Raw genomic sequence first — 21,737 nt, 5'->3', positions numbered from 1 at the left:
CAGACCCCTTTGAGTTTGGAAAGTCAAGTCAGATCTTCACTTATTACTTCCAATGAATATTCTCCGCTTTAAAAAGGAATCCAGAGAAAAGCGACCTGGACCTGAGAAATATAGAAATAAGCATCCGAGTGCCTGCGAATACTCGGATCGAATCTCATGTAGTACTGCCCAAATTCCAAAAATCGGTGGAGCTTGAGGCGGTGCCAAGGGAGAATTTCCGAATAATAGAGGTAATTTTGTTAGATACATTGCAACGAGCATTTGTATAATAAATATGAAGCTTAATGGTTTTGTCAAAATTCCGAGCATCAACATCGTCCCTCCCAAAATTTCCAAACCTCCTATAAAAGATGCCGTCAGATCAGGATGCAAAAATCCTAACTTTGTAAACCTTCCGATTCCCTGATTTATATATAGGAATTTAATGATTCCTTCCCAGATAAAAACTCCTCCTACAAGGATCCGGATAATAATATTACTTCTATCACTCTCCTCAGTTCGAAATAGATGATGAGCTAAATTGCGCAAATACATAGTTTTTCCTTTGGTTTTTGCAACGGTCGAAATCCATGTACCATTGCCCTATAAATTGTTTTACAGTTAGAAGTTAAAAAGTTACAAAAAGTAGAAAGAATACAATATGCCTGAACGAACGATAAAATTAAGAGTTTAAACTCCTATACGAATAACCGGACTCAAAATCACAATACTCCTATTTAAGTTGCCCCGTTTTCCTCCAATATCCGTCTAACTCAATATTCTACCGTTAAGTTAATAATATATTACAAACCGTAATATATTATTTAGACCGTATTACAAAATACGAATAGACCGGTTTCTATTTAAAAAATCCTAACAATACTTCGGTCTGGAAAATTATTTTACCTAGTATGTAATCAATTAATTACTTAAAATCTTGAATTGAAAACTTCCAGATAGGAATTTGGTCCTATGCGACCATCCGTTTCCGTTATACTCCCTACATACAACGAAAGTAAAAATCTACCTATTGCGGCGGATAGGATTACTAGATCTTTGTCCGATTACCGTCATGAGATCATCGTAGTAGATGATGATAGTCCTGATCACACCTGGGAAATTGCAGAACATCTTCAGGAAAAGATCCCACAACTAAAAGTGATCCGTAGGTTGAGCGGCAAAGGATTATCGTCCGCAGTTTTAACAGGTATGGGCGCAGCAGAAGGAGAAGTTTTCGTAGTGATGGATTCTGACCTACAACACGACGAAAAGATCCTTCCTGAAATGATACGTTCTTTCTACGAAAGGGATGTAGATCTTTGTTTAGGTACAAGATACGCAAAGGGCGGATCTACCGGAAAGTGGTCTTTAGCAAGAATCGGGATCAGTAGGTTCGCGAATTTTTTGGCAAAAGGTCTTTTAGGTCTTCCTGTTTCGGATCCAATGAGCGGCTATTTCGGGATAAAACGTTCTGTGTATTCGGAAACTAAAAACTCTATCAATCCAAGAGGTTTTAAGATCCTTTTGGAATTTTTGGGAAGAAGTAAAGAAAATCTTAAAATAGAAGAAATCCCGTATACTTTCCAAACGAGAATGTATGGAGAAACCAAGCTGAATAATTCTGTGATCAAAAGTTTCTTTTTGGCAATCTTAGATATTCGTTTCGGAAAATGGATCTCCCCTACCTTCCTACTTTATTCACTCGTGGGAGCAAGCGGTGTGCTTGTAAACTTAGTAGGATTTTTGATCGCCGAATTATGCAAATTTCCGGAAGTCCAAACGGGCATTTCCTTTTTAGATCCTTTTTCACTTTCCGTATTTTCCGGGATAGAACTCTCGATCCTATCCAACTTCTTCCTAAATAACTACTTTACGTTTTATGAAAGAAGGTATACCGGAAGAAATTTGACCTTTGGATTTCTATTATTCCATTTAGTAAGTATGGTGGGAATTGTGGTGCAGATGTCTGCATTCCATTTTATCTACTACTCTATTTTCAAACAATGGAATGGAGCTTCTGAACTTACATTAAAATTCAGCGCGGATATTCTTTCTATTCTGACTGCGATGGTCTCAAACTATTTCCTGAATTCCAATCTAACCTGGTCAAAAAAGCCGGAACTAAAGAACTAAAAACAAGGTCTCGTCTAAGTTTTAATTGATTTCTTCTCCCTTCTTCTTAAATAATTAAGAAGAAGGTTTGCTACCTTCCCACTCAAGTATCGGAGAAGAATATGCCCAAGGTGTTAGTTCCATTTGCAGATGGAATGGAAGAAATGGAAGCTGTCATCGTAGTGGATGTGCTTAGAAGGGCCGGGATAGAAGTGATCTCTGCAGGAATTTCCACAAAGAATGTTACAGCTTCCAGAGGAGTAAAATTAGTCTCCGATTCACTTTTATCTGAAATCGATCCTTCCTCCTTCGATATGATTATCTTACCCGGAGGAAACCAAGGCACAAAAAATCTAAATGCAAACTCGTTAGTCTCAGATATATTAAAAAAATTTAAAAAAGAAAATCGCTGGATCGGCGCGATCTGCGCGGCACCGAACGTTCTGCTGACTCATAACATTCTTCAAGACCAAAAATTTACCGCGTTTCCGGGAAGTATTCCTCCGAACGAAAAATACACTGGAAGCAGATTAGAACTCTCTGATAAAATTTTAACGAGCATCGGCCCTGGCTCCGCATTCGAATTCTCTTTAAAAATTGTGGAACTTCTTGTCGGAGTAGAAAAAAGAAAAGAAGTAGAAAAGAACTTACATCTTCCTTCTTAAAGATGCAACTTTCTTGCAGGAAAAGCCTGGGAATTCTATCGGAACATACTTCTTACTTTATCTGAGTTTTAGGAAAAGTTTCCTCTAACTTTTTAAAAATATAATCTCCGAATACAGGAAAACAATTCGGGGACATGTGGCCTGGGTCGGCAAATTCTTCGCAATTATAGTTTGGATCCTCGTTCATGTTCCAGAAAGCTGTTCCAGTTTCTTGGTTAAACTTTTCTACAATCGGTTTCCAAACTTCCATTGGAGTTTTGAGTCCTTCCGAAGTTTCGACCTTTCTGGTCATATATAGATTAAAATAAGGACGAGCTACCTTCACCCAAATGGTAGCATAAGGAACATTAGATTCTCTCAATATATGAATGGAATCTTTCTGCATTTCAAACATATTCGTGTGAAATGTATAAGGTTTTAAATAAGAAGAAAAATCCATCTCGGAAGCTTGAAAAAGCTGCTCATCCGTATGTTTCTGTTTAACTAAGTCCCTTGGAGTACTCCCTCTATCTTCCTTTAGCATAGTTAGCACTTTTTGGACAGCTGCCTCATATACCTTTGCCAAAGCGGAAGAATTTTGCATTCTTTCCCAAATTCTCCAAAACTTAGGCCTATCTCTGTACGTATGGAATAGATGTTTGGAAATAAATACGGATAATTCTTCCCGAGAATATCTGGTCCAATGCCTAAAGAAAAATTCCGGAGAAAGCCCGTAGATCAAAACTTCGTCCAAGGCAAGAACTGGAGTCTTATTATAAATTTCTAATGATTGGTCTAAAAGGACAAAATCTGGTCTTGTACCGTCCGATTTAAATCTTTCTATCCAATATAAGAAGTAATCAGGAGAACCGCCTGGAACTGAAAAATTATAAAGCATCCAGTCCGGGTGTTTTTTCTCTAATTCTCTCGTAGGAAGCAAAAGTGCTCTGGAATTTCCGAAGAATACCAGTGTTTTTTTGCGAGCAGATGGATCCTTTTTCAGATATTCTTTCAAATCGAAATATAGGTCCTCTTTGCTGATAAAATTCAGATGAGACAGCGTATTCGAATAATAATATTGAAAAAACTCCAATGTGAACAAGCGGTCCAGACCCAAAGAAATCAAAAGAACAAGTAGAGGAAGAAGTAAGAATGTATTCTTTTTCATAATTATTTCCTGCCTAGAACTGGCAATAGATACAAGCTCCGGAATCTTCCGATAGTAAGGCGATTGCAAAGACCGTCCCCACGCCGCAAGCTACAACGAGCCAATCCTTTCCTTTTCCCCATTGTAATAATAGATCTTTTCTGGATTGGATCCAATGAAATACGATAAATCCCAAATAAGAATATCCTATTTTTTCAATATTCTTCATAGATTCTAAGATAAAAGGAGAAGGTCCGGTTACCAAGGAAATTGAATTTTCTATCCAGCCGAAACCTAAGGATTGTAAAGAAGCAGAAAGATAATCCTGTGTATTGGTCACGAGTCCCACTACATGCTGGAGCATCTTAGTAGCAGAGTTTGCTCTGAACAATATAGCACTGAAAGAGAATAAACAGAATACAAATTGTATCCTTAAAAAATTGAGAATTTTACTTTTGGAATCTTCGTCATTCCAGCCGAACTTACCTACTAAAAATCTTTCGAAAGCGAGTATAACTCCCCAATAAAATCCCCACGCAATAAATGTATAATCCGCTCCATGCCAGACTCCACCCACTGTCATTGTAATGATCAGGTTTAGGTAAGTGCGCCATTCCCCTTTTTTACTTCCGCCCAAAGGAAAATAAATATAATCTCTAAGCCAGAAAGAGAGACTCATATGCCATCTCTGCCACAATTCTCTTCCGGATGGAGAAAACAAAGGTGCATTGAAGTTTTCAGGAAGTTCAAATCCGAAATATAGACCGACCGCTCTTGCCATATCGGTAAGTCCAGAAAAATCGCAATAAACTTGTATCGCATATCCGAATGCTGCTAAAACTAACGAAAGATTATCGTACTGACCTGGATTCGAAAAAACTGGAGCGATCACACCTGCCACGGGATCCGCGATCAGTATCTTTTTGATCAAACCAGAGATCATTAGATAAGAAGCACGGACAATCTTATCCTTGTCCGGATTCAAATGTCCAATATTTACAAAATAATCTTTTGTCCTTAAAATTGGCCCCACGATCAATACGGGAAAGAATATTACAAAACCAAGATATTGTTTGAGACCGATCAATTCTCCTTCCGGTTTTCTATATGCGTCCACAGCTGCGGCAATCATCTGAAAGCTGTAAAAACTCACCGCTAATGGAAGAGAGATCTGCAATATTCTTGGAACTTCGTCAAAAAAAGGATATTTTGTAAGATCAAAAAGTATTCTATTCATAAAATAGAAATATTTAAAGAAACCCAGGTTAATCGCGTTCAGAAGAACTGCAAAGATCATCCAAGCTTTAGCCTTTTCGGAAGTTCTGATCTTAAAGTAAGCGAAGTAATTGAATAGAACGATAATCAAAAAATGAAGAAAGAAATAGATACCGCTTAAGATTGTAGAAGAAGCTACAATATAAAAGATACCGCTCGAAATGAGTAAAAAATCGGATCTTTTCTTTTCCGGAAGGACCCAATAGATAGTATAAACGATAGAGAAAAAAACGAAAAATAAGATCGAATTGTAGAGCACTCTTTTACTTTCCCTTCTTGAATAGTTCCTTCCAGTAGAGAATCTCTCCCGGAGAAAGTTTTGCGCCCGAGTCCTTTTCTTCCCGAGTCGGTTTATCCGCTAAGGCGCTTTCTATTTTTTTTACGAACTCTTCGGATAGTATAGGTTTTGTTCCCAGTCTTTTTGCAAAAGCCAAAATTTCCTGATCGGAAGTGACAACGAATAGATCAGCAGGCCTCGGAGCATATTTGATATATTCTTTGATCAAATCATCCGCCTTTCTTTCCTGGCTGAAATATACCCGTATTTTTCCGTATGAATCTTCTTTGGTTTCGTTCCCTTTTTCTTTTTTACCGTCGAAGAAAACATGGACCTTAGAGCTTTTAAGCTTAGAAGAATAAGATTCCAAAATTCTCAGGAGGCCTACTCTGGCATCCCTCAATCGATTGGAATACATATACTCTTCCAATTCAGGAATTTTGTAAATCAGGTTGAAACCGTCTACGACTAAATGCATCCCTTTAAAACTAGTGACCAGAATGTATGTTTTGGAAAAACTTGTAAACACCGAACCGAATCGGACAATGGCACATGGCGGAAGCAAATTCCCACCCGGCAAAATCCTCTAAAATCCGAAACTTCATACGAACTGTAAAATATTGGAGAAGTGTTTTACCAGGTAGTGCAAGAGATTATTTTCTTTTAAGCCTAGCTGCAATCGACGTATTCTTTTTATTATTCGTAAACTCATACAAGGAATTCATCCACAAGGATATTCCAGCCTACGTTCTCGCATTCGATCTATTCGTCATATTTTTATGGGGAATAGAAGTTTGGATCAAGGTTCGTCAAAAAAAAGACATCAAAAAATATTTGAGAACAAACTGGTACGAATTAATAGGTATTATCCCTCTTTATTTCCTGAGACCATTCTTACTTTTAAGAGGGGTCAAACTAGCAATTGCATTTTATAGATTCGGGACTTCTGGACAGAATGTAAGCGAAGTATTAACTAGAGAGATCACATTCAGATTCAGAGATGTGATCGTGGACACAATTGCAGATGCAGTATTTCTACATTCTTTGGAAAGAGTGGAAGAAGTAATGCTTAGGCTAGATTATAGCCATCTCGCAAAAGAAGCCATCTCCAAACATAATGATCAACTCAACTCCAAGGTAAACGAGTCCTTACAATCTAAGTTTTTATTGGAAGAATTATCCAAGATACCTTTCATGTCGCAGATCTCTCATAAATTAGGAGAAGATATCGGAAGAATGATCGCGGAAGTTCTGGAAACGGAAGTAATCGGTGACATTATGAAAGATATCACTGCAAACATTCTAAAAGAAATGGCGGAACACGTAAAAAAACTTCCTTTAGAGAGGATCACGGAACCGAAAGAGGAAGTAACTTCTCCCCCTTCGATTCCAGAAACTTAATATTCAAGCGGCCCCGCCCGGAAGTCTTAAGATCAAAACTTGAGTAGTGGACTTGGCAAGAAGTTTACCTTCTTCGTCGAAAGCTTCTCCTTCTAGATAAATATGTTGGTTACCTCTTGCGACTACCTTCGCTTGCACCGTGATCCTTTGGTTTTCTTTTACCATGCGAATATAACTAACACTTAATTCTAAAGTGGTAGTAGGTTTACCCGCAGCCAAATAGCATAATGGACCGAAAGTATTATCGAATGCAGCCGCTAAAAATCCACCTTGGAAAACTCCCATTGGGTTGGAGAATCTAGGCTCCACATAAAAACTGCAGACCATCTCCTTCTTCCTTACATAAGAAACGAACTCACCGGACAGTTCCTTGAAAGCAGGAGGAGGGACCTTCAAACCAGGTGCGGCCTTAGAAAACTTCTCCCATTCTTTCTGCATATCTTCTAAATCTTTTTGATTCGCCAAAGTGGATCTCCTATTCTATATTCCGATCTTGTAAAGAAATTGGATTCGGGCAAATTAAAATTGCCATGATTTGGTGACACAACCATTATGTAGGAAAATGAACCCGCTCTTTTTTATAGAAACCAAATTAAAAAGCGGTATCCGGACCGCATGGCAAGAACTAGGAACTAAAAAGGAAATCGCTCTTGCAATCGCGGGAGGTGGGATCAAAGCGTTTTATGGGTTGGGCTTTGCATATACACTAAGGACCTGGGGTCTTAAAATTAAAGAAGTTTCCGGAGTAAGCGCCGGAGCTGCCATGGCAATCAGCACTTTATCCGAAACGGAAGAAGATAGTTCGAATTACTTCCAAGAACTTACTAAACGAAATCCTAAAAACTTTTACTGGAATAGACTTCTAAGGATCAGCGCACCCTTCCCTCATCATGGGATTGCAAGAAGGACCGTAGAATACTGTCTTAGATTTTCCAAACTCATCTCCAAGTCCGCAAAGATCAGGATCCACACCGTAGAAATCCCGAATGAAAGTTTGGATAAAAACAAAAAGGGTCAGCCGATCCAGAGGATCCTTTTTGCTAAGGCAGCTTCTATCATTCGTGCTTATTTTAAGGACGAGACTTTAAGAAGAAAGGGAGAACAACCTTTCGAAGTTATAAAAAAGATGAAAGATTGGGGATGGAGAGAAAAAGTTTTTACGGAGAAGGACCTAACCGATCCTGAAACAATTACCCAAATTGTAATGAACTCTTGCTCCGCCTTCCCAGTATTACCGCTTCAAAGTTTTAACGGGAATTATTATCTGGACGGGGGCTTAACTAATAATCTCCTCCTAGAAAACTTCTCCTCTGACCTCCCTAAGATAGGAGTATTTTACGAACCTACAACCTTGGTAGGAAAATCGCCCTCAGTCTTATCGGACACATTGCTTGTTTCTCCTGATGGACCATTTATAGAGCAAGGGTTTGATTATACTAGTCCAAGCCTAGTGAGGTATGCATTCGAGACAGGACGTAAGGATGCGGAGGATCAAAAGGAAAGGATCTTAAGTCATCTTGACCCAAACTGGAAAAAACACTTGCATTCTTTTTTCGAACAAATAAAATAATTAACTTGCTCCTTCAAAAGAGGAATAGTTCCCCTTTCCTCCTCGAAATGAGCCTTAGAAATAGCGAAAACAGTAAAAAGAAAACACTCTTCAGGACAGCATGAAATGCCCAAAATCGTAAATCACGAAAAATACAAAGCGGAGATTCTCTCTAAATGTGTGGATATTTTGGCCAGACGAGGATATTCGGCTGTCTCAATGCGAGAAATCGCTACCGAACTGGATGTTTCCACCGGAACTCTCTACCACTACTTTTCCACTAAAGAAGATATATTTAAAGAACTCGTAAAGTTCGTACTCAACAAAGACATCGAAGAATTGCAGGTTTATTCAAAGGGAGAAGATAACCAAACGATCGAAAAAAGAGTAGAAGCTCTTTTTACAATGGTAAAGGACAGAGAAACTTATTTCCAAAATCTCCTTTATATCATCTGTGACGTTTCAAGATTAAAAAATCATGAAGAAGAAAAACAACTGATCGCAGAAGCGATGAAAGAATACGTAACCATCATCACAAAACATTTAGGGATCACTAATCCGAATTTAAACAGACTTTTGATCAGTATTATTTTAGGAACAGTGGGCCAAAGGATCGTAGACCAAGATTCCATAAAACTGGATGAGGTAGCGGAAGTAGTGAAAGATTTTATGGGAGTGGTTCTCGCGAACACTTTTACTTTCTGAAATTTTAAGACTTGAGAAACTTGTTGGAATTCCAACAAGGACTGAGCCTGAAAAATCAATTGCAAAGATTAGGATTATATGATATAGGGGCGGAGCGCTCCCACGAGCCACTCCCCACCACCCAAAGCTAGGGTGGGGGCGGCGTTTTTCATTCATGTTGGAATTCCAACATCCTATCTCAAAACTTCTTCCTTCTTACCTGAATAAATATCTCTGATCAATCCTGAATACTTGTCCGTCACAACATGTCGTTTCACTGAAAGTTTCGCAGTAAGTTCATCTCCAGTTTCGAATGGTTTAGGCAATAATCTAAAGTCCACTACCCTTTCGAATGATTTGAATCCATTCGTTGAAGAGATTGAATTTTTAATTACTCCTTGGATTTTCACCGCGCATTTCGCCTCTTCTTCCGCAGAGCTAAAACCTATTCCAGATTTGTAATCAGGAAAAAATTCAGGGTTCGGAACGATCAAAGCAGAAAGATATTTTTGATCCTGACCAATCACCATACATTGAAGTATGAATTCGGATTGGCTTAGAATATTTTCGATCGGGACTGGCTCCACATTCTCTCCACCCAATAGAACGATTGTTTCTTTTGTCCTACCTACAATTTTCAAACAATCATTGTAAGTCATCATTCCTAGGTCTCCGGTATTGAACCATCCATCATTCATCACTTTGCGAGTATTCTCTTCATCATGATAATATCCGGACATGACCTGATCCCCTTTTACATGAATCTCACCCTTAATACCGTATCCTTTAGGTCCTCCCTCTTCTGTGGCCCAAAGAATTTTAGAAGTGTTTGGATCCATAATGCGTATAGAAGTTCCCTTATACAAAGGACCTACAGTTCCCATCACTGCCTGGTCTAAAATACGAACAGAGATTACAGGAGAAGTTTCAGTAAGACCATATCCTTCCAAAACCTGGATACCTATCGCATTGAAAAATTTATCCACGTGAATAGGAAGGGCTCCTCCACCGGACACAGTTCCTTTCAATTTTCCGCCGGTTGCCTGACGGATTTTTTTTAGCACGATCAGATCCAGCAGTGTGGCTGGAAGAATATTCAAAATATATTGTAGAACTTTGAAAATCCCCACAAAAAAGGAAACGATTGCGTTTCTCCCAGTCAGATCCAATTCTCTAAAGCCAAGCCATCTTTTTGCAGACTGAATATTCGAAGAAAAGAAGAGTGCTGCATGAAAAAGATATTGTTTTATACCGGAAGACTTAGCCACAGTCGCGTAAATCCCTTGGTATACACTTTCCCAAAGTCTAGGCGCAGATGCCATGAATGTAGGTTTCACTTTTTTTAGATCTTCCTTCAGAGTTCTAACGGAAGAATAATACGTACCAGCTCCGAAATAGATACATACCATTTCGAACATTCTCTCAAAACTATGCCATACAGGAAGAATGGAAAGGATCCTTTCTCCTGCTTCGAGTTTAATCGGGATACGATTGATCTGGGACATGATATTTCTATGAGTTAAAGGAACTCCTTTGGGACGACCAGTGGTCCCGGCAGTATAGATCAGTGTGAAAAGATCTTCCTCTTGGATTTGGGATATTCTATTCTCCATCTCACGGTTACCAGTTTCTCTCAGTTCTTTTCCTCGTTGCACTAGATCCCAAAACCTGAGTTCCTTTCCAGTACCCTTAGCATTCTTATCTATTAGAATAATTGTATGTACATTTTGGATAGAGTTTTGGTTTTGGTAGAGTTTCTTTAGTACTGAATCGTTTTCTGCAAATACGATCGTTGCACCGCTATGAGGAAGAATATGATTCAGGTCCGAATCGGTAACATCTGTACCTCTCGGAACATCCGCTCCACCCGCCATTACGATCGCATAATCGGCAATGATCCATTCCAAACGGTTGTCTGCAAGAATGGCAGCATGTCCCTGATACGGAAATTCTAATTCTATAAGCGCAGTCCCTAATTGTAGTCCTAACTCGTACAATTCAGAATATCCTACAGATTCGAATTCTCCTGAGGAATTTTTAGTGAGAAACGCGGATTGATTCCCATATTTATTTTTGGACGATTGATATAAATCGGCAAGAGTTTTCATGCCACCTCCTAGGATGGAGGAAAGTATAAAGTGCATTTGAAAATTTGTCGTCCTGGCGTATAACTCAGGACGTGCGAATTTTAAAATTTTAACGAAGCCTTATATAAGATCGCTGTTTTTCTGAATTCGCTAGGTGTAGAGTCCGCAAATTTCTTAAATGCTTCATTGAATGCTGATTTAGAATTGAATCCGACTGATTCAGAAATTGCTAAAATAGACCGTTCCGTATCTTCTAAGAGTAAAACCTTAGCTTCTTCAATTCTCCATGAATTGATATAATCAGAAAATTTCATAGATAGACGTTGGTTTAAAAATTCAGAAAGTTGGTGATTGCTCAGTCCCAATTCTTCTGCAAGTTGAGAAAGTGTAAGGTCTTCGTCCGCGTAAACTTTCTCTCTCTTCATCAATGTTTCTAAACGGTCCTTGATCTTAGATTCATCCATTCCTTTTAGCCTGGATTTTTTATAACGGACCTCTCTTAGACTTTTTCCCACAAAGCCTAACCAATTCGGCTCCCTTTGAGAAAGTAAAAATCCGACTACTAAAAGAACTGGAAGACTGAATATACTTTCTTTTACGAATTCTATTCTTCTTAAAATAGAGCCTGTGAGTCCCCAAAAGATCACAAAACAAACTAGGCATATGAAGATTAAAAACATTCTTCTGGCCCGTTCTTCATTCTCGTCTTGTTCCGAACGAAATAAGTAACTTCTGTACATCCAAAGCAAAGGTAAAAAATAGGAAAGGATGGAAATTTTAGGAGTAATCTGTAAAAACGCTAGAATACTCGAATAACTTTTACCCTGTGTAATCTCTTGTAATGCGCGAAGTCTAAATTCTTCCCCGCCTAACCAAAAAGGTAGAAGTAAAATTACGCAGAGTAGATTAGGTAGAAAATGAAGAAGGATCTCTTTTATAGAAATCTCGAGTCCGAGCAGAGTGATCTGAAAGTGGATGTAAAGAAGAGGAGCAATCCCTAACGCAAAAGGAATATGTATCCCATACAAAACCGGATAAGTTTTGACCAAACCTGAAAGAAATGTTGCACCTCCTACAAGCCAAAGGGAAGAAAAGAACATGATAAGGGCCGCTCTGGTCCTCTCCCCCAAAGAAGCAGGAGAAAGTAAGATCCCTAAAGACCAGATACAGCCAAATGCCGCTCCAAAAACTAAATAGCCGGTTTCTAAATCCATTTAACTTATTTAGAGATAACAGATCGAAACTAGATTAAAAGTCAAAAATGATAACGAGAAAGTATCTCCGCAATTTCCGATTTTTTGCGAGCAGGGTTCCATCCTAAGGTCTTTCCTAATTCTTCTACAATTTTGTGTAAGGATTCGGAAGGAGGAACTCCAGGTACTCCTACTCCGGATCTACGGAAGAAGAAATCTGTTCCCTTTTCAATTTTTTCCTCGGAAGCGATATAACGGATCTCCGCTGTGCTGAATTTTTCTCCGTTATTCAAGCTTACTGATTCGTCGTTTGATTTTTGGTATTTTAGGACTTCGTAAGCTAAACTTCCGTATCGAGCGCCTAAAGTTTCCAGATATTCTCCGGAAAGTTTCGGATATTTTTTAGTTAGCCCTTTGACTAAAGAAGAATGATCCGAAAATTCTCCGGAAGAAAGTGGGATCTGATCCGTTTCGCAAGGTAAAAATTTTCCCGGCAGATATTCGCAGAGTTTATCCGTAATCTTCTCCGCTAGATGTCGACTGGTCGTATACTTTCCACCTAATGCAGTGAAAAATCCAGGAAGTCCTTTTTCCATATGATCTAAAATTTCAGTTTTACGGGAAGCATTGTAAGTGTCCGATTTTTCACCCGGATCTTCCACGAGAGGTCTCATTCCCCCGTAGAAAAAGTCCACGTCCGATTCCGTAAGATCTGAATAACCGAATGCAACATTAATTTCTTCTAATAGATCTTGTACGTCAGATTTGGTGACCTTAAATTTATCCGGAGAATCCGAAAACACAGTATCAGTGGTCCCGATAATTGTTTTCCCTCTCCAAGGAAGGACAAACATATGGGTCTTATCTCTTTTTTTCAAAACGATTGCCTTAGAAACCGTTAAAGCTCTAGTTACAATATGGATCCCTTTGGATCGGACTAACACCTTGTCCATTCCGACTCCTGCTAAAGATTCCACAAAATCCGCCCATGGTCCTGCTGCATTCACTACAGTTTTTGCAAATACTGGATACGTTTTGCCGCTTCTTTTGTCCTTTAAGATTGCTTGATATACTTCTCCTTGTCTGGAGATCGCGACTAGCTCGGTATAATTTAAGGCCTTACCTCCTTTTTTTTCGGCGGAGAAGATAAACTCGCATGTATGTCTTTCAGGATTCGTGTTCTGATAATCGTAATATAAAAATCCGCCTTTTAGTCCTTCTCTAGGAAGACTAGGTGCTTCCATCACTACTTCTTCAGGAGATAAGGATCTGTATTTAGGGATCCAGGAATCCGAACTGATATCCCTATTTCTATCATATGAAAAATAATCGTACATTTTGAGGCCGACATTCGTAATCCACTTTTCAGAATTAGAATATACTGGAATAATAAAGCCTAATGTCTTGAGTGCGTGCGGACTGATTTTTGCGAGTATTCTTCTTTCTCTTAAAGATTCTCTTACCAACCCAAACTCTGCATTCTTTAAATATCTTAAACCTCCGTGGATCAATTTGGAAGTGGCCTGCGTCGTTCCCGAAGCAAAATCATTCTTTTCTACGAGAAGTGCCTTTAACCCGCGTAAGGTGGAATCCCATAAAGTAGTAGCACCCGTGATCCCTCCCCCTATCACTAAGGTATCGAAAACTTGAGAAGAAATCGGAAAGGAAGAAGTTTTAGCGTCTTTCGTTTTGACCATAGATTCACAGTTTGGATTTAAGAACTCGGTCGGTCAAGACTTTAGAAATTACACAAGTTCTTTACTCCAAATGAGCAGATGATATTTTTTGCTTAGACCCGGTTCTTATTTCCTACTTATTTAAGGGACCTGAACCTAACGGAGTTCAATTCAATAGATGTCATATACTTCCTCCCGGGCAGGTAGTTTTCAGAATAAATGGAATTCTATTCTAGGTTTTTTTAAGAAGGACCCGGATAGAGAAGTCTATAAAAAAGAATACGTTGAAGACCTAAAAAGACAAACTCGAAGTATCCAATATCCGGGTGCAGTGCTTGCAATGTTCGTTTGGTTAGGTTTCGCTTTCGGAACAGACCAAAAATTACATCCTGAATTTCCTGAACTTTTTTATTTCCGGATCGGATTTTCCTTAGTTGGCCTTCTTAGTCTAATTTTTCTTCTATTGGACACCCTGTTCAAGATCCCAACTCGTAGATACAGTTTAGAAATGGCGTATGCGTTCATCGCTTATCTACTTCTTTGCACTTCCTTTTTTACGGGTAGAATTGCGGACGATCCTAATTACGTATCCGGACTTCAGATCGCTCTGATGTGTATCGTATTCATTCCACTTCCAAAAAATTCATATTTTGTATTCTTAATATTATCCTTAATTTCTTTCGTAAGTTCGGTTCTTATCTACTCTCCAAACTTGAGCACACCTCAGGCTGCATATTCCATGCAGAATCTGGGAATTGCATTTCTTCTTACCCTGGTATTCTCGGTGATTTTGGAAAGATACCGATTCGTAAGTTTTGTAAGCAGATTTAAGATCCAGGAAAGCAACAGAGAAATTTCGGAGAAGATGTTACAGATTCAAGCATTGAAAGAAAAGCAAGACGGAGATTATTTCTTAACTGCGTTACTTCTTTCTCCTTTGATCAAATTGGACAATTCCGAAAATTCCGCAGTCAAAGTGGAATTCTTACTCGATCAGTACAAAAAATTCTCCTTCAAAGAAAAAGATTATGAGCTAGGTGGAGACTTTTTAAGCGCCTATATCGTAAAGATCCAAGACAGAGATTATACCGCATTTATCAACGGAGACGCAATGGGAAAATCCATCCAGGGTGCAGGCGGCGCCTTGGTTTTAGGTTCCGTATTCAATTCTATCATTAGCCGCACAAGACTTTCCCCGGAGGTCCAATCCAAATCTCCTGAACGTTGGCTGAAAGAAGCCTTCATAGATCTGCAGAACGTATTCGAGACATTCGACGGATTTATGTTGATCTCTGCCGTTTTAGGGATCGTAGAGCATTCCACTGGCGCGATGTATTATATCAATGCAGAACATCCTTGGCCGGTTTTATATAGAGATGGAAAGGCGATGTTCCTCGGGGCGGAATCCAATATTCGTAAATTAGGGATTTCTGAAATGTTCGGGACCAAGATCCAAGTCCAAACATTCCGCATGCTTCCCGGAGATACAATTTTCTGCGGATCAGACGGAAGGGATGATCTGGTCTTAGAAGAGGATTTTTCAGGCAAAAGGATAATGAATGAGGACGAGACAATCTTCTTAGCCTCAGTGGAAGAAAGTGGCGGAGAATTAAAAACGATCCGGAGATCACTGATCAGTCGAGGGAAACTTTCCGACGATTTAAGTATATTATCTATTTCTTATAATCCTTCCAGAAATCCTTACGCGGAAGACAAAAAATCCATTATGGAAGCGGAATCCTCTTTTCAAAAAGGAAATACGAAGGAAGCGATTCGTATCTTGGAAGAAGGTCTAAAAAAGTCCGGCACAGTGGGAGAACGTTATTTTCCTCAAGTCGCCAGACTCCTTTCCAAATGGTATGATAAAATATCCGAATTCAAAAAAGCGGCGGAATGGGCAGAGAAGTCAGTCTCCTGGGATCCATCCGAAACAGAACTTTTATTCTATTCTTCTATTCTTTGGAAGAAGGCATATACCCAGAAAAAAGACACTGAATACTTAAAATCCGCGGCTGAGTTAGGGGAAAAATTAAGAGTACGTTCTCCAAATCATTTGAAAAATTTGATCAACCTGTCGGATATATATAGGTTACTTGGAAATTCTTTCCGGGCTAAAAAGTTATTAGATGAGGCATTCACTCTTGCACCGGACGATCCAAAGATCGCAGAGTTAAAAAAGCGTCTATAGGACTTCTCTCTTACTTGGATGTAGGAGTTCCTACATCTGATATTTGATCCGCATCGAAAGGCCTTTTTACCTTGCCCTCTGGAAAGATTCGTATTTATTGGAAACGTTTTTAATTAATCGGAGATAAGACCAAAATGTTCTACCACGAGCTCAATCCCAAAATCGACTATTCCAGATCTAACCTTAGATGGAACGCCTGGGGTGCAAACGATCAAGACTTCGGTAGAAAGGCGCAGATGCCTGAAATACTCAAACTTCTCCAAAGAGAATTCAAGTTAGACTCTATCCGTGAAACTCCTTCTGTTCCCTTGGATGAGATCAAACTGCCTAATGGCAAATTAAGTTCTAACGATATCAAAAACCTAAGCGCGATCGTAGGTAAAAATAATCTCAAAACGGATAGATATGAGAGGGTCTTTCATTCTGCCGGTAGAAGTTACTACGACGTTGTTCGACTTCACTTCAATACTCTTAAGTCTTTCGTAGACGGAGTAGTTTATCCTAAAAAAGAATCCGAGATCATCAAGATTTTAGAATATTGTTCTAAAAACAAGATCACTATCATTCCGTTCGGAGGAGGATCTTCCGTGGTAGGTGGTGTAGAAGTTTTGAAAGGAAAAGGACAAAAAGCGGTTCTATCCTTGGATATGACTGAAATGAAAGAGTTGGTATCCTTCGATCCGATCAGTATGACCGCAACTTTTCAGGCCGGGATCTATGGTCCTAAATTGGAATACGGATTAAATTTGAAAGGATACACTTTGGGACATTTTCCTCAGTCCTTCGAATACTCTACCCTGGGCGGTTGGGTCGCCGCAAGAAGTGCGGGACAACAATCGAATAGATATGGAAAAATAGAAGAAATCCTAAGTTCCGTAAAACTGATTAGCCCGAGTGGAACGGTAGAAACTTTAAGAGCACCTGCGGCTTCTATCGGTCCGGACTGGAATCAGATCATCGCCGGTAGCGAAGGTTTGTTAGGAATTATTTCAGAAGTAACTGTTAAAATACACAAGATCCCTGAGACTAGAAAGTATTTCGGTCTGGTCTTTCCGGATCTACTTTCTTCCCTCAACTTTATCAGAAAAGCAAACCAAGAAGAGATCAAAACTTCCATGACGAGACTTTCTGATGCGAACGAAACCAGACTTTACGAATATCTGGGAGAATTAGGAAAGAAGAATACACCAATCCGTAAATTGAAAAAAATCCTGCAAAATTCATATCTTAAGTTCGCTGGGATCGGAGAGAACAAATGTGTGGTTTTAGTCGGACTGGACGGGTCTAGACAGGAAGTAGATCATTCTTTCGAGAACCTCAAAAAACTTTGGAAAAAAAGCGGAGCCATCTTCGCCGGAGAAAAATTAGGACAGAATTGGATCCATAGCAGATACAATATGCCTTTTCTTCGAAACCACGTAATGCAATACGGAATGGGAGTCGATACGATGGAGACTTCCAGCACCTACGATAAACTGGAGGATCTGCATAAAGCAGGAATTGAGTCCTTACAAAATTCTATCCCTGGCTCGATCGCTATGTGCCATTTATCTCATAGTTATCATGAGGGAGCTTGTTTATATTATACGATCTTATTTCCAATGGATGCTAAAAAACCGGAAGAGCAATGGTTTAAAATGAAAAGATCCGTTTCAGATACATTCACTTCTTTTAAAGCTCCGATCAGCCATCACCATGGTGTCGGTTTCGACCATAAAAAATGGTACGAATCGAGTTTAGGCAAACCTGGAGTAGAAGCTTTAAACGGACTTAAGAAAGTATTGGATCAGAAAGAAATTTTGAATCCTGGAAAATTATTCCATTCTTAAAAATGCAGCAGGCCTGGGAGAAAATTCCAGGCCTTTACACATCAGGTAAAGACCGGGCGTCTTCTTTCTAAAATAGACTTCATTCCTTCTTGTCCGTTAGAACTAGCGATCGCTTGTGCAAGAAGATCCACATCTCTCTTTTCTAAAGTATCTGCAAGCAAACGTTGAGAATCTCTTAGAGCGATCTTCACTCCTACCACTGATTCCATTGCCATATCTTGGAATTGGGAACACCATTTTCTAGCTTTAGGAATAACTTCTTCCGGAGTAGCAGACTCTTCGACCAGTCCGACTTGGACCGCCTCATCCGCTTTTAATCCTCTTCCGCTATACAATAAATCTCTAGCAGTTTTCATTCCGACTAGGTCTTTCAGAACTGTTCCCGCAGTGGATGGAAAATTGATACCGATGAGCGATTCAGGAAAACCTAATCTTCCTTTTTTCTCTACTAGAATTCTATAATCGGAGAATATTGCGATAACTGCTCCCACTCCCATAGAGTGGCCGTTCATCGCACAGACTACCGGTTTAGGAGAAAATAGAACTCTTCCGCAAGCCCCTAGCGCTTCTCTCAGAACTTCTTTAATTTCTTCGAGGTTTTTACCTACGAAGATCTCAGGATCGAATCCATTCGAAAAAAACTTATCGTTCCTTCCGGATAGAAGAATGGATTTTACGGATCTGTCGTTTTCCGCTTGTTCGAGAACTTCTCTAAATTTGCGGAAAAATTCCCTTCCCAAAGAATTGGTTTCGTTTGTTTTGATATAAAGTTCTAAAATATGGCCGTTTTTTTCTACGTCTAACATATTCACTTTCCTTAATATTAGAACCCGAACACTACTTGATTCAATTTATCAGTGCGGGATACTTTTTTCATTTTAATCTCTATGCGGTTCTGGTCGGCTCCATCCGTTCTGGAAACGATACGGGTGATCGTGGTCTTAGGAGGAAATTCCACTTCTCCTTGTACGCTTGTGACTGCCTTTACGTTCTTGCCACTGGAATCCCATTCCACGGAACGAATTCCGTTTTCCGCAGTGTAGTAAGTCCATTCTTCTCCCGGTTTTCTGACGAGTACAATTCCGTCGTTCGGCTGAACGAGCGTCCATTGTGGTTTGAACAATTCTGCATTTCTATTGGAAAGAAGATAATAGATCACAGGAAAAGGAACTACTGTTTGTTTTCCTGTGCTAGGATCAGATAATATAATATCATCCATAGCTTGTTCATGGATCTTATCCACCGAAACAGCTTTGATCCGAATTGACTGCCCGTCGCTAAACACCTTAGAAACGCTGATCCCGAAGAGTTTATCGGTCAATTCTATCTGCATTTTACCGGTCGGCTTATCATAGAAGATCTTTCCGGCTAAAGAGAATACGTCCTTTTTAGGAAAAAAATTCTGGATACGTATATCGAATTCTCCCGAATAAGAAGTATTCGATTCTTCTAATTTACGAAGGCCGTCTAAATACTTGGAACCTTCCTTAGATTTGGCGCTCCAAAATTTGACCTTTCCTTTTTGACGGAAAGTAACCTCTTCTATATCCGTAGTCACACAAGATTGAAAGAATAGAATAAAACAAAATAATGATCCGAATATAGAAATTCGAGTGAAATGGTTTGTTTTCAAAACAAGTCCTCCCGGTCGTTTAAGATTTACTTGAGACCGGATTCGTTCTTAACCTTTCCAATTTTTCCCGAATTCGAACTTTGTCTTCCTTCTTTTGAAAAAGGGTTTCCGATTTTTCCCAGAATCTTCTGGCATCTGCAAACTCTCTTCTTTCATGATGAACATCTCCTAAATGTTCACAGATCGTAGGATCGGATTCGTTTCTATCCTGTAAAATTTGGAAGGCAAGATTCAAATGTAATAAAGCCTCATCCACTCTTCCCTTTTTATAATAGATCCAACCCAAACTATCTTGATATGCTTCGTTATCAGGAGCGAGCTCCACAGCTTTTCGGATCAGATCGAGCGCTTCATCCAAGCGAACTCCCTTTTCGGAATAATGATAACCTAGATAATTATAAGCGATCGGATTTTCGGGATCGAGTTCCATAGACTTACGAAGATCGGCTTCCATTTCAGGAAGCCTTCCTAGTTTTTCTAAAGTGGAAGCCCTGTAAAAATGATACACGGAAGATTTTGGTTCCAATCGAATTGCTTGCTCGAATGCTCCTCGACTTGCTTCCAATTTTTCCGATTGGAATAGCACAATCCCTAAAAGATAATACGCATAATGATTGTTCGGATCGTTTTTGAGAATATTCTGGATGATCTCTTCGGACTCTTGGATCTTTCCTGGAGGATTTCCTCTTAGCAAGAATGCCAGATGTAATTCGTACTTTTTAGAATCTTCCGGAGAAGATGTATATTGGATCGCCTTACGGACTGAAATAATAGATCTAAAGACCGAGCCGGATTGTTCATAGACTCCTGCTAAAAAGTCGTATTGTTCCGCAAGAATTCTTGGATCCATTTTTTCTTCTTCCGTGATCTTGATTGATTCGAGAAGTAATGTTTCTGCAAGTGTAGTCAATTGGGACTGGAGAGCAATTGAGGCGACTTCCACCAATTCCCTAATATATTCTTTTTTATTAATATTTGCGTCTCTTTTTTGGATCTCCAAAACGCCCAGGCGGATAGAAAGCCTTTTAGGAAATTTTTCTTTTAAAGGAAAAAGTATCTTTCTCGCCTCTGAATATCTGGAATTCAGAACGGAATAAAGCCCGAATAGGACTCCATCCTTATTTAACTTTCCTTTCTTTTTCAGATCCTCAAAATAACCCGCTGCCATAGATCTACTTTCTATAAAGTACATCTCTCCTAACATTAACTCCACGGAAGAATTTCCTTGGATCTCTTGTAAGATTTTCTGTAGTTGTTTTTTGGCTTGGGAAAATTTGCCTAACTGATCTAAAATTTTTGCCAGTAAAAATCGGATCTCCCAGTTTTCGGGTCTCATCTCCAAATAACCGGAAATATAAAAGAGAGCCTTTGTATTTTGGCCTAAAGCAAAATATGTTTTTCCTAAAGATAAATATACGAATTCAGGATATTTAGGATTGGAATCCTTATGTTTGATCAGATCTCTTAAAGAACTTAAATATAGGACAGATTTTGCATCATTCTTCAGAGCGAGCTCAGCAGAACTTAATAAATAATAAAAATCAGGATCTTCCGAAAACTTACTCAGATGAGATTCTAAATATGTGGCTGCCTTATCATATTCTCCGCTGTTTAAAAGAATTGTTCCCTTTAAAATATAGGATTCTCTAAAATTCGGATCGGACTTTTCCGCCAGATCCAATTCTGAAATCGCGTCTTTCCACTGGCCAAGATAATAATGCGCCAAGGCCTTGTTCCAACGGAATACCGCAGAAACAGGAACTCCCACAGCTTCCGAACATCGAATATAATCTTGGAAATTTCGGACCGCTTCTATGATATCTTCGGTTCTTTCTCTTCCTTCGGAATTTCTGGCCTTGTTCATGCTCTCTAAACCGAGAGAATAATAATATGCAGGCCATACAGCTCTCGCCCTTCCGGAAGAATCGGTGTCCCTACATACAAAAACGGAGTCAGTATTTTGGGGAGAAGCAAATAGCGTAACTACATCCAGAACGGATATCAGAAGGATCGGAATAATGCTTGCGTGTTTCATAATCCCCGGACTTGTATAGGGTTTGGAA

The 21,737-nt window shown here is 39.3% G+C and carries 18 protein-coding genes; 7 read left to right on the top strand and 11 right to left on the bottom strand.

The window, feature by feature from the left end; genetic code table 11:
• Positions 1 to 36: 36 nt before the first annotated feature.
• Positions 37 to 534 carry a DoxX family protein gene (locus tag CH352_RS11780; RefSeq protein WP_100707297.1) on the bottom strand — a complete coding sequence of 166 codons (498 nt, stop codon included), beginning with the start codon at positions 532 to 534 and terminating at the stop codon, positions 37 to 39.
• 417 nt (positions 535 to 951) lie between these two features.
• Between CH352_RS11780 and CH352_RS11775 the strand changes: the two genes are divergently transcribed.
• On the top strand, positions 952 to 2,112 hold the full coding sequence (locus CH352_RS11775; protein WP_100707296.1) for a glycosyltransferase: 1,161 nt from the start codon (positions 952 to 954) through the stop codon (positions 2,110 to 2,112).
• A 101-nt stretch (positions 2,113 to 2,213) separates the two neighbouring features.
• Entirely contained in the window at positions 2,214 to 2,756 is a 543-nt protein-coding gene (locus CH352_RS11770) for a DJ-1 family glyoxalase III (RefSeq protein ID WP_100707295.1), read from the top strand.
• 52 nt (positions 2,757 to 2,808) lie between these two features.
• Here CH352_RS11770 and CH352_RS11765 read toward each other — a convergent pair whose 3' ends face one another.
• Genes CH352_RS11765 through CH352_RS11755 form a run of 3 tightly spaced genes read right to left on the bottom strand, consistent with a single transcriptional unit; the run spans position 2,809 to position 5,912 of the window.
• Positions 2,809 to 3,903 carry a DUF1574 domain-containing protein gene (locus CH352_RS11765; RefSeq protein ID WP_100707294.1) on the bottom strand — a complete coding sequence of 365 codons (1,095 nt, stop codon included), beginning with the start codon at positions 3,901 to 3,903 and terminating at the stop codon, positions 2,809 to 2,811.
• Between the two features lie 13 nt (positions 3,904 to 3,916).
• Positions 3,917 to 5,416: an MBOAT family O-acyltransferase gene (locus tag CH352_RS11760; protein WP_100707293.1), complete on the bottom strand. Its 1,500-nt coding sequence runs from the start codon at positions 5,414 to 5,416 to the stop codon at positions 3,917 to 3,919.
• A 4-nt stretch (positions 5,417 to 5,420) separates the two neighbouring features.
• Positions 5,421 to 5,912 (bottom strand): NYN domain-containing protein, encoded by a 492-nt coding sequence (locus tag CH352_RS11755; RefSeq protein WP_207766702.1) that lies wholly within the window; start codon positions 5,910 to 5,912, stop codon positions 5,421 to 5,423.
• A 74-nt stretch (positions 5,913 to 5,986) separates the two neighbouring features.
• Between CH352_RS11755 and CH352_RS11750 the strand changes: the two genes are divergently transcribed.
• Positions 5,987 to 6,835, top strand: a complete 849-nt coding sequence (locus tag CH352_RS11750; RefSeq protein WP_100707291.1) for a hypothetical protein — start codon at positions 5,987 to 5,989, stop codon at positions 6,833 to 6,835.
• Positions 6,836 to 6,838: 3 nt separating this feature from the next.
• On the opposite strand, the gene CH352_RS11745 is transcribed toward CH352_RS11750, so the two are convergent.
• Positions 6,839 to 7,300, bottom strand: coding sequence for a PaaI family thioesterase (locus CH352_RS11745; RefSeq protein WP_100707290.1), 462 nt, complete (start codon positions 7,298 to 7,300; stop codon positions 6,839 to 6,841).
• A gap of 97 nt (positions 7,301 to 7,397) precedes the next feature.
• Here CH352_RS11745 and CH352_RS11740 point away from each other — a divergent pair, with 97 nt between their 5' ends.
• On the top strand, positions 7,398 to 8,405 hold the full coding sequence (locus CH352_RS11740; protein WP_100707289.1) for a patatin-like phospholipase family protein: 1,008 nt from the start codon (positions 7,398 to 7,400) through the stop codon (positions 8,403 to 8,405).
• A 105-nt stretch (positions 8,406 to 8,510) separates the two neighbouring features.
• Positions 8,511 to 9,089, top strand: coding sequence for a TetR/AcrR family transcriptional regulator (locus tag CH352_RS11735; protein ID WP_008592165.1), 579 nt, complete (start codon positions 8,511 to 8,513; stop codon positions 9,087 to 9,089).
• A gap of 173 nt (positions 9,090 to 9,262) precedes the next feature.
• Here the strand turns inward: CH352_RS11735 and CH352_RS11730 are convergent, their stop codons facing one another.
• The 3 genes from CH352_RS11730 to CH352_RS11720 form a co-directional block, all read right to left on the bottom strand.
• Positions 9,263 to 11,176 carry an AMP-dependent synthetase/ligase gene (locus tag CH352_RS11730; RefSeq protein WP_100707288.1) on the bottom strand — a complete coding sequence of 638 codons (1,914 nt, stop codon included), beginning with the start codon at positions 11,174 to 11,176 and terminating at the stop codon, positions 9,263 to 9,265.
• An 80-nt stretch (positions 11,177 to 11,256) separates the two neighbouring features.
• Positions 11,257 to 12,369: a helix-turn-helix domain-containing protein gene (locus CH352_RS11725; RefSeq protein WP_100707287.1), complete on the bottom strand. Its 1,113-nt coding sequence runs from the start codon at positions 12,367 to 12,369 to the stop codon at positions 11,257 to 11,259.
• A gap of 41 nt (positions 12,370 to 12,410) precedes the next feature.
• Positions 12,411 to 14,045, bottom strand: coding sequence for a glycerol-3-phosphate dehydrogenase/oxidase (locus tag CH352_RS11720; RefSeq protein WP_100707286.1), 1,635 nt, complete (start codon positions 14,043 to 14,045; stop codon positions 12,411 to 12,413).
• 157 nt (positions 14,046 to 14,202) lie between these two features.
• Here CH352_RS11720 and CH352_RS11715 point away from each other — a divergent pair, with 157 nt between their 5' ends.
• Positions 14,203 to 16,212: a PP2C family protein-serine/threonine phosphatase gene (locus CH352_RS11715; RefSeq protein ID WP_100707285.1), complete on the top strand. Its 2,010-nt coding sequence runs from the start codon at positions 14,203 to 14,205 to the stop codon at positions 16,210 to 16,212.
• Between the two features lie 134 nt (positions 16,213 to 16,346).
• Positions 16,347 to 18,041, top strand: coding sequence for an FAD-binding oxidoreductase (locus CH352_RS11710; protein ID WP_100707284.1), 1,695 nt, complete (start codon positions 16,347 to 16,349; stop codon positions 18,039 to 18,041).
• Between the two features lie 41 nt (positions 18,042 to 18,082).
• Here the strand turns inward: CH352_RS11710 and CH352_RS11705 are convergent, their stop codons facing one another.
• From CH352_RS11705 to CH352_RS11695, 3 genes are read right to left on the bottom strand one after another with little or no spacing between them, the layout of a single operon-like run.
• The gene (locus CH352_RS11705) at positions 18,083 to 18,847 is read right to left on the bottom strand and encodes an enoyl-CoA hydratase/isomerase family protein (protein WP_100707283.1); all 765 of its coding nucleotides are present in this window, start codon (positions 18,845 to 18,847) and stop codon (positions 18,083 to 18,085) included.
• Positions 18,848 to 18,864: 17 nt separating this feature from the next.
• Positions 18,865 to 19,674, bottom strand: a complete 810-nt coding sequence (locus CH352_RS11700) for a hypothetical protein (protein WP_100707282.1) — start codon at positions 19,672 to 19,674, stop codon at positions 18,865 to 18,867.
• A 19-nt stretch (positions 19,675 to 19,693) separates the two neighbouring features.
• Positions 19,694 to 21,709 (bottom strand): tetratricopeptide repeat protein, encoded by a 2,016-nt coding sequence (locus tag CH352_RS11695; protein ID WP_100707281.1) that lies wholly within the window; start codon positions 21,707 to 21,709, stop codon positions 19,694 to 19,696.
• Positions 21,710 to 21,737 lie beyond the last annotated feature (28 nt).

Source organism: Leptospira hartskeerlii, from assembly GCF_002811475.1.
Lineage (GTDB): Bacteria > Spirochaetota > Leptospiria > Leptospirales > Leptospiraceae > Leptospira_B > Leptospira_B hartskeerlii.
This window is presented reverse-complemented; position numbering and strand designations above follow the sequence as displayed.

Bases quoted from the DNA above. Each gene is read 5' to 3' on its own strand.
- CH352_RS11780 (WP_100707297.1), bottom strand. From the start codon at position 534: ATGTATTTGCGCAATTTAGCTCATCATCTATTTCGAACTGAGGAGAGT.
- CH352_RS11775 (WP_100707296.1), top strand. From the start codon at position 952: ATGCGACCATCCGTTTCCGTTATACTCCCTACATACAACGAAAGTAAA.
- CH352_RS11770 (WP_100707295.1), top strand. From the start codon at position 2,214: ATGCCCAAGGTGTTAGTTCCATTTGCAGATGGAATGGAAGAAATGGAA.
- CH352_RS11765 (WP_100707294.1), bottom strand. From the start codon at position 3,903: ATGAAAAAGAATACATTCTTACTTCTTCCTCTACTTGTTCTTTTGATT.
- CH352_RS11755 (WP_207766702.1), bottom strand. From the start codon at position 5,912: ATGCATTTAGTCGTAGACGGTTTCAACCTGATTTACAAAATTCCTGAA.
- CH352_RS11750 (WP_100707291.1), top strand. From the start codon at position 5,987: ATGGCGGAAGCAAATTCCCACCCGGCAAAATCCTCTAAAATCCGAAAC.
- CH352_RS11740 (WP_100707289.1), top strand. From the start codon at position 7,398: ATGAACCCGCTCTTTTTTATAGAAACCAAATTAAAAAGCGGTATCCGG.
- CH352_RS11735 (WP_008592165.1), top strand. From the start codon at position 8,511: ATGCCCAAAATCGTAAATCACGAAAAATACAAAGCGGAGATTCTCTCT.
- CH352_RS11730 (WP_100707288.1), bottom strand. From the start codon at position 11,176: ATGAAAACTCTTGCCGATTTATATCAATCGTCCAAAAATAAATATGGG.
- CH352_RS11725 (WP_100707287.1), bottom strand. From the start codon at position 12,369: ATGGATTTAGAAACCGGCTATTTAGTTTTTGGAGCGGCATTTGGCTGT.
- CH352_RS11720 (WP_100707286.1), bottom strand. From the start codon at position 14,045: ATGGTCAAAACGAAAGACGCTAAAACTTCTTCCTTTCCGATTTCTTCT.
- CH352_RS11715 (WP_100707285.1), top strand. From the start codon at position 14,203: ATGTCATATACTTCCTCCCGGGCAGGTAGTTTTCAGAATAAATGGAAT.
- CH352_RS11710 (WP_100707284.1), top strand. From the start codon at position 16,347: ATGTTCTACCACGAGCTCAATCCCAAAATCGACTATTCCAGATCTAAC.
- CH352_RS11705 (WP_100707283.1), bottom strand. From the start codon at position 18,847: ATGTTAGACGTAGAAAAAAACGGCCATATTTTAGAACTTTATATCAAA.
- CH352_RS11695 (WP_100707281.1), bottom strand. From the start codon at position 21,709: ATGAAACACGCAAGCATTATTCCGATCCTTCTGATATCCGTTCTGGAT.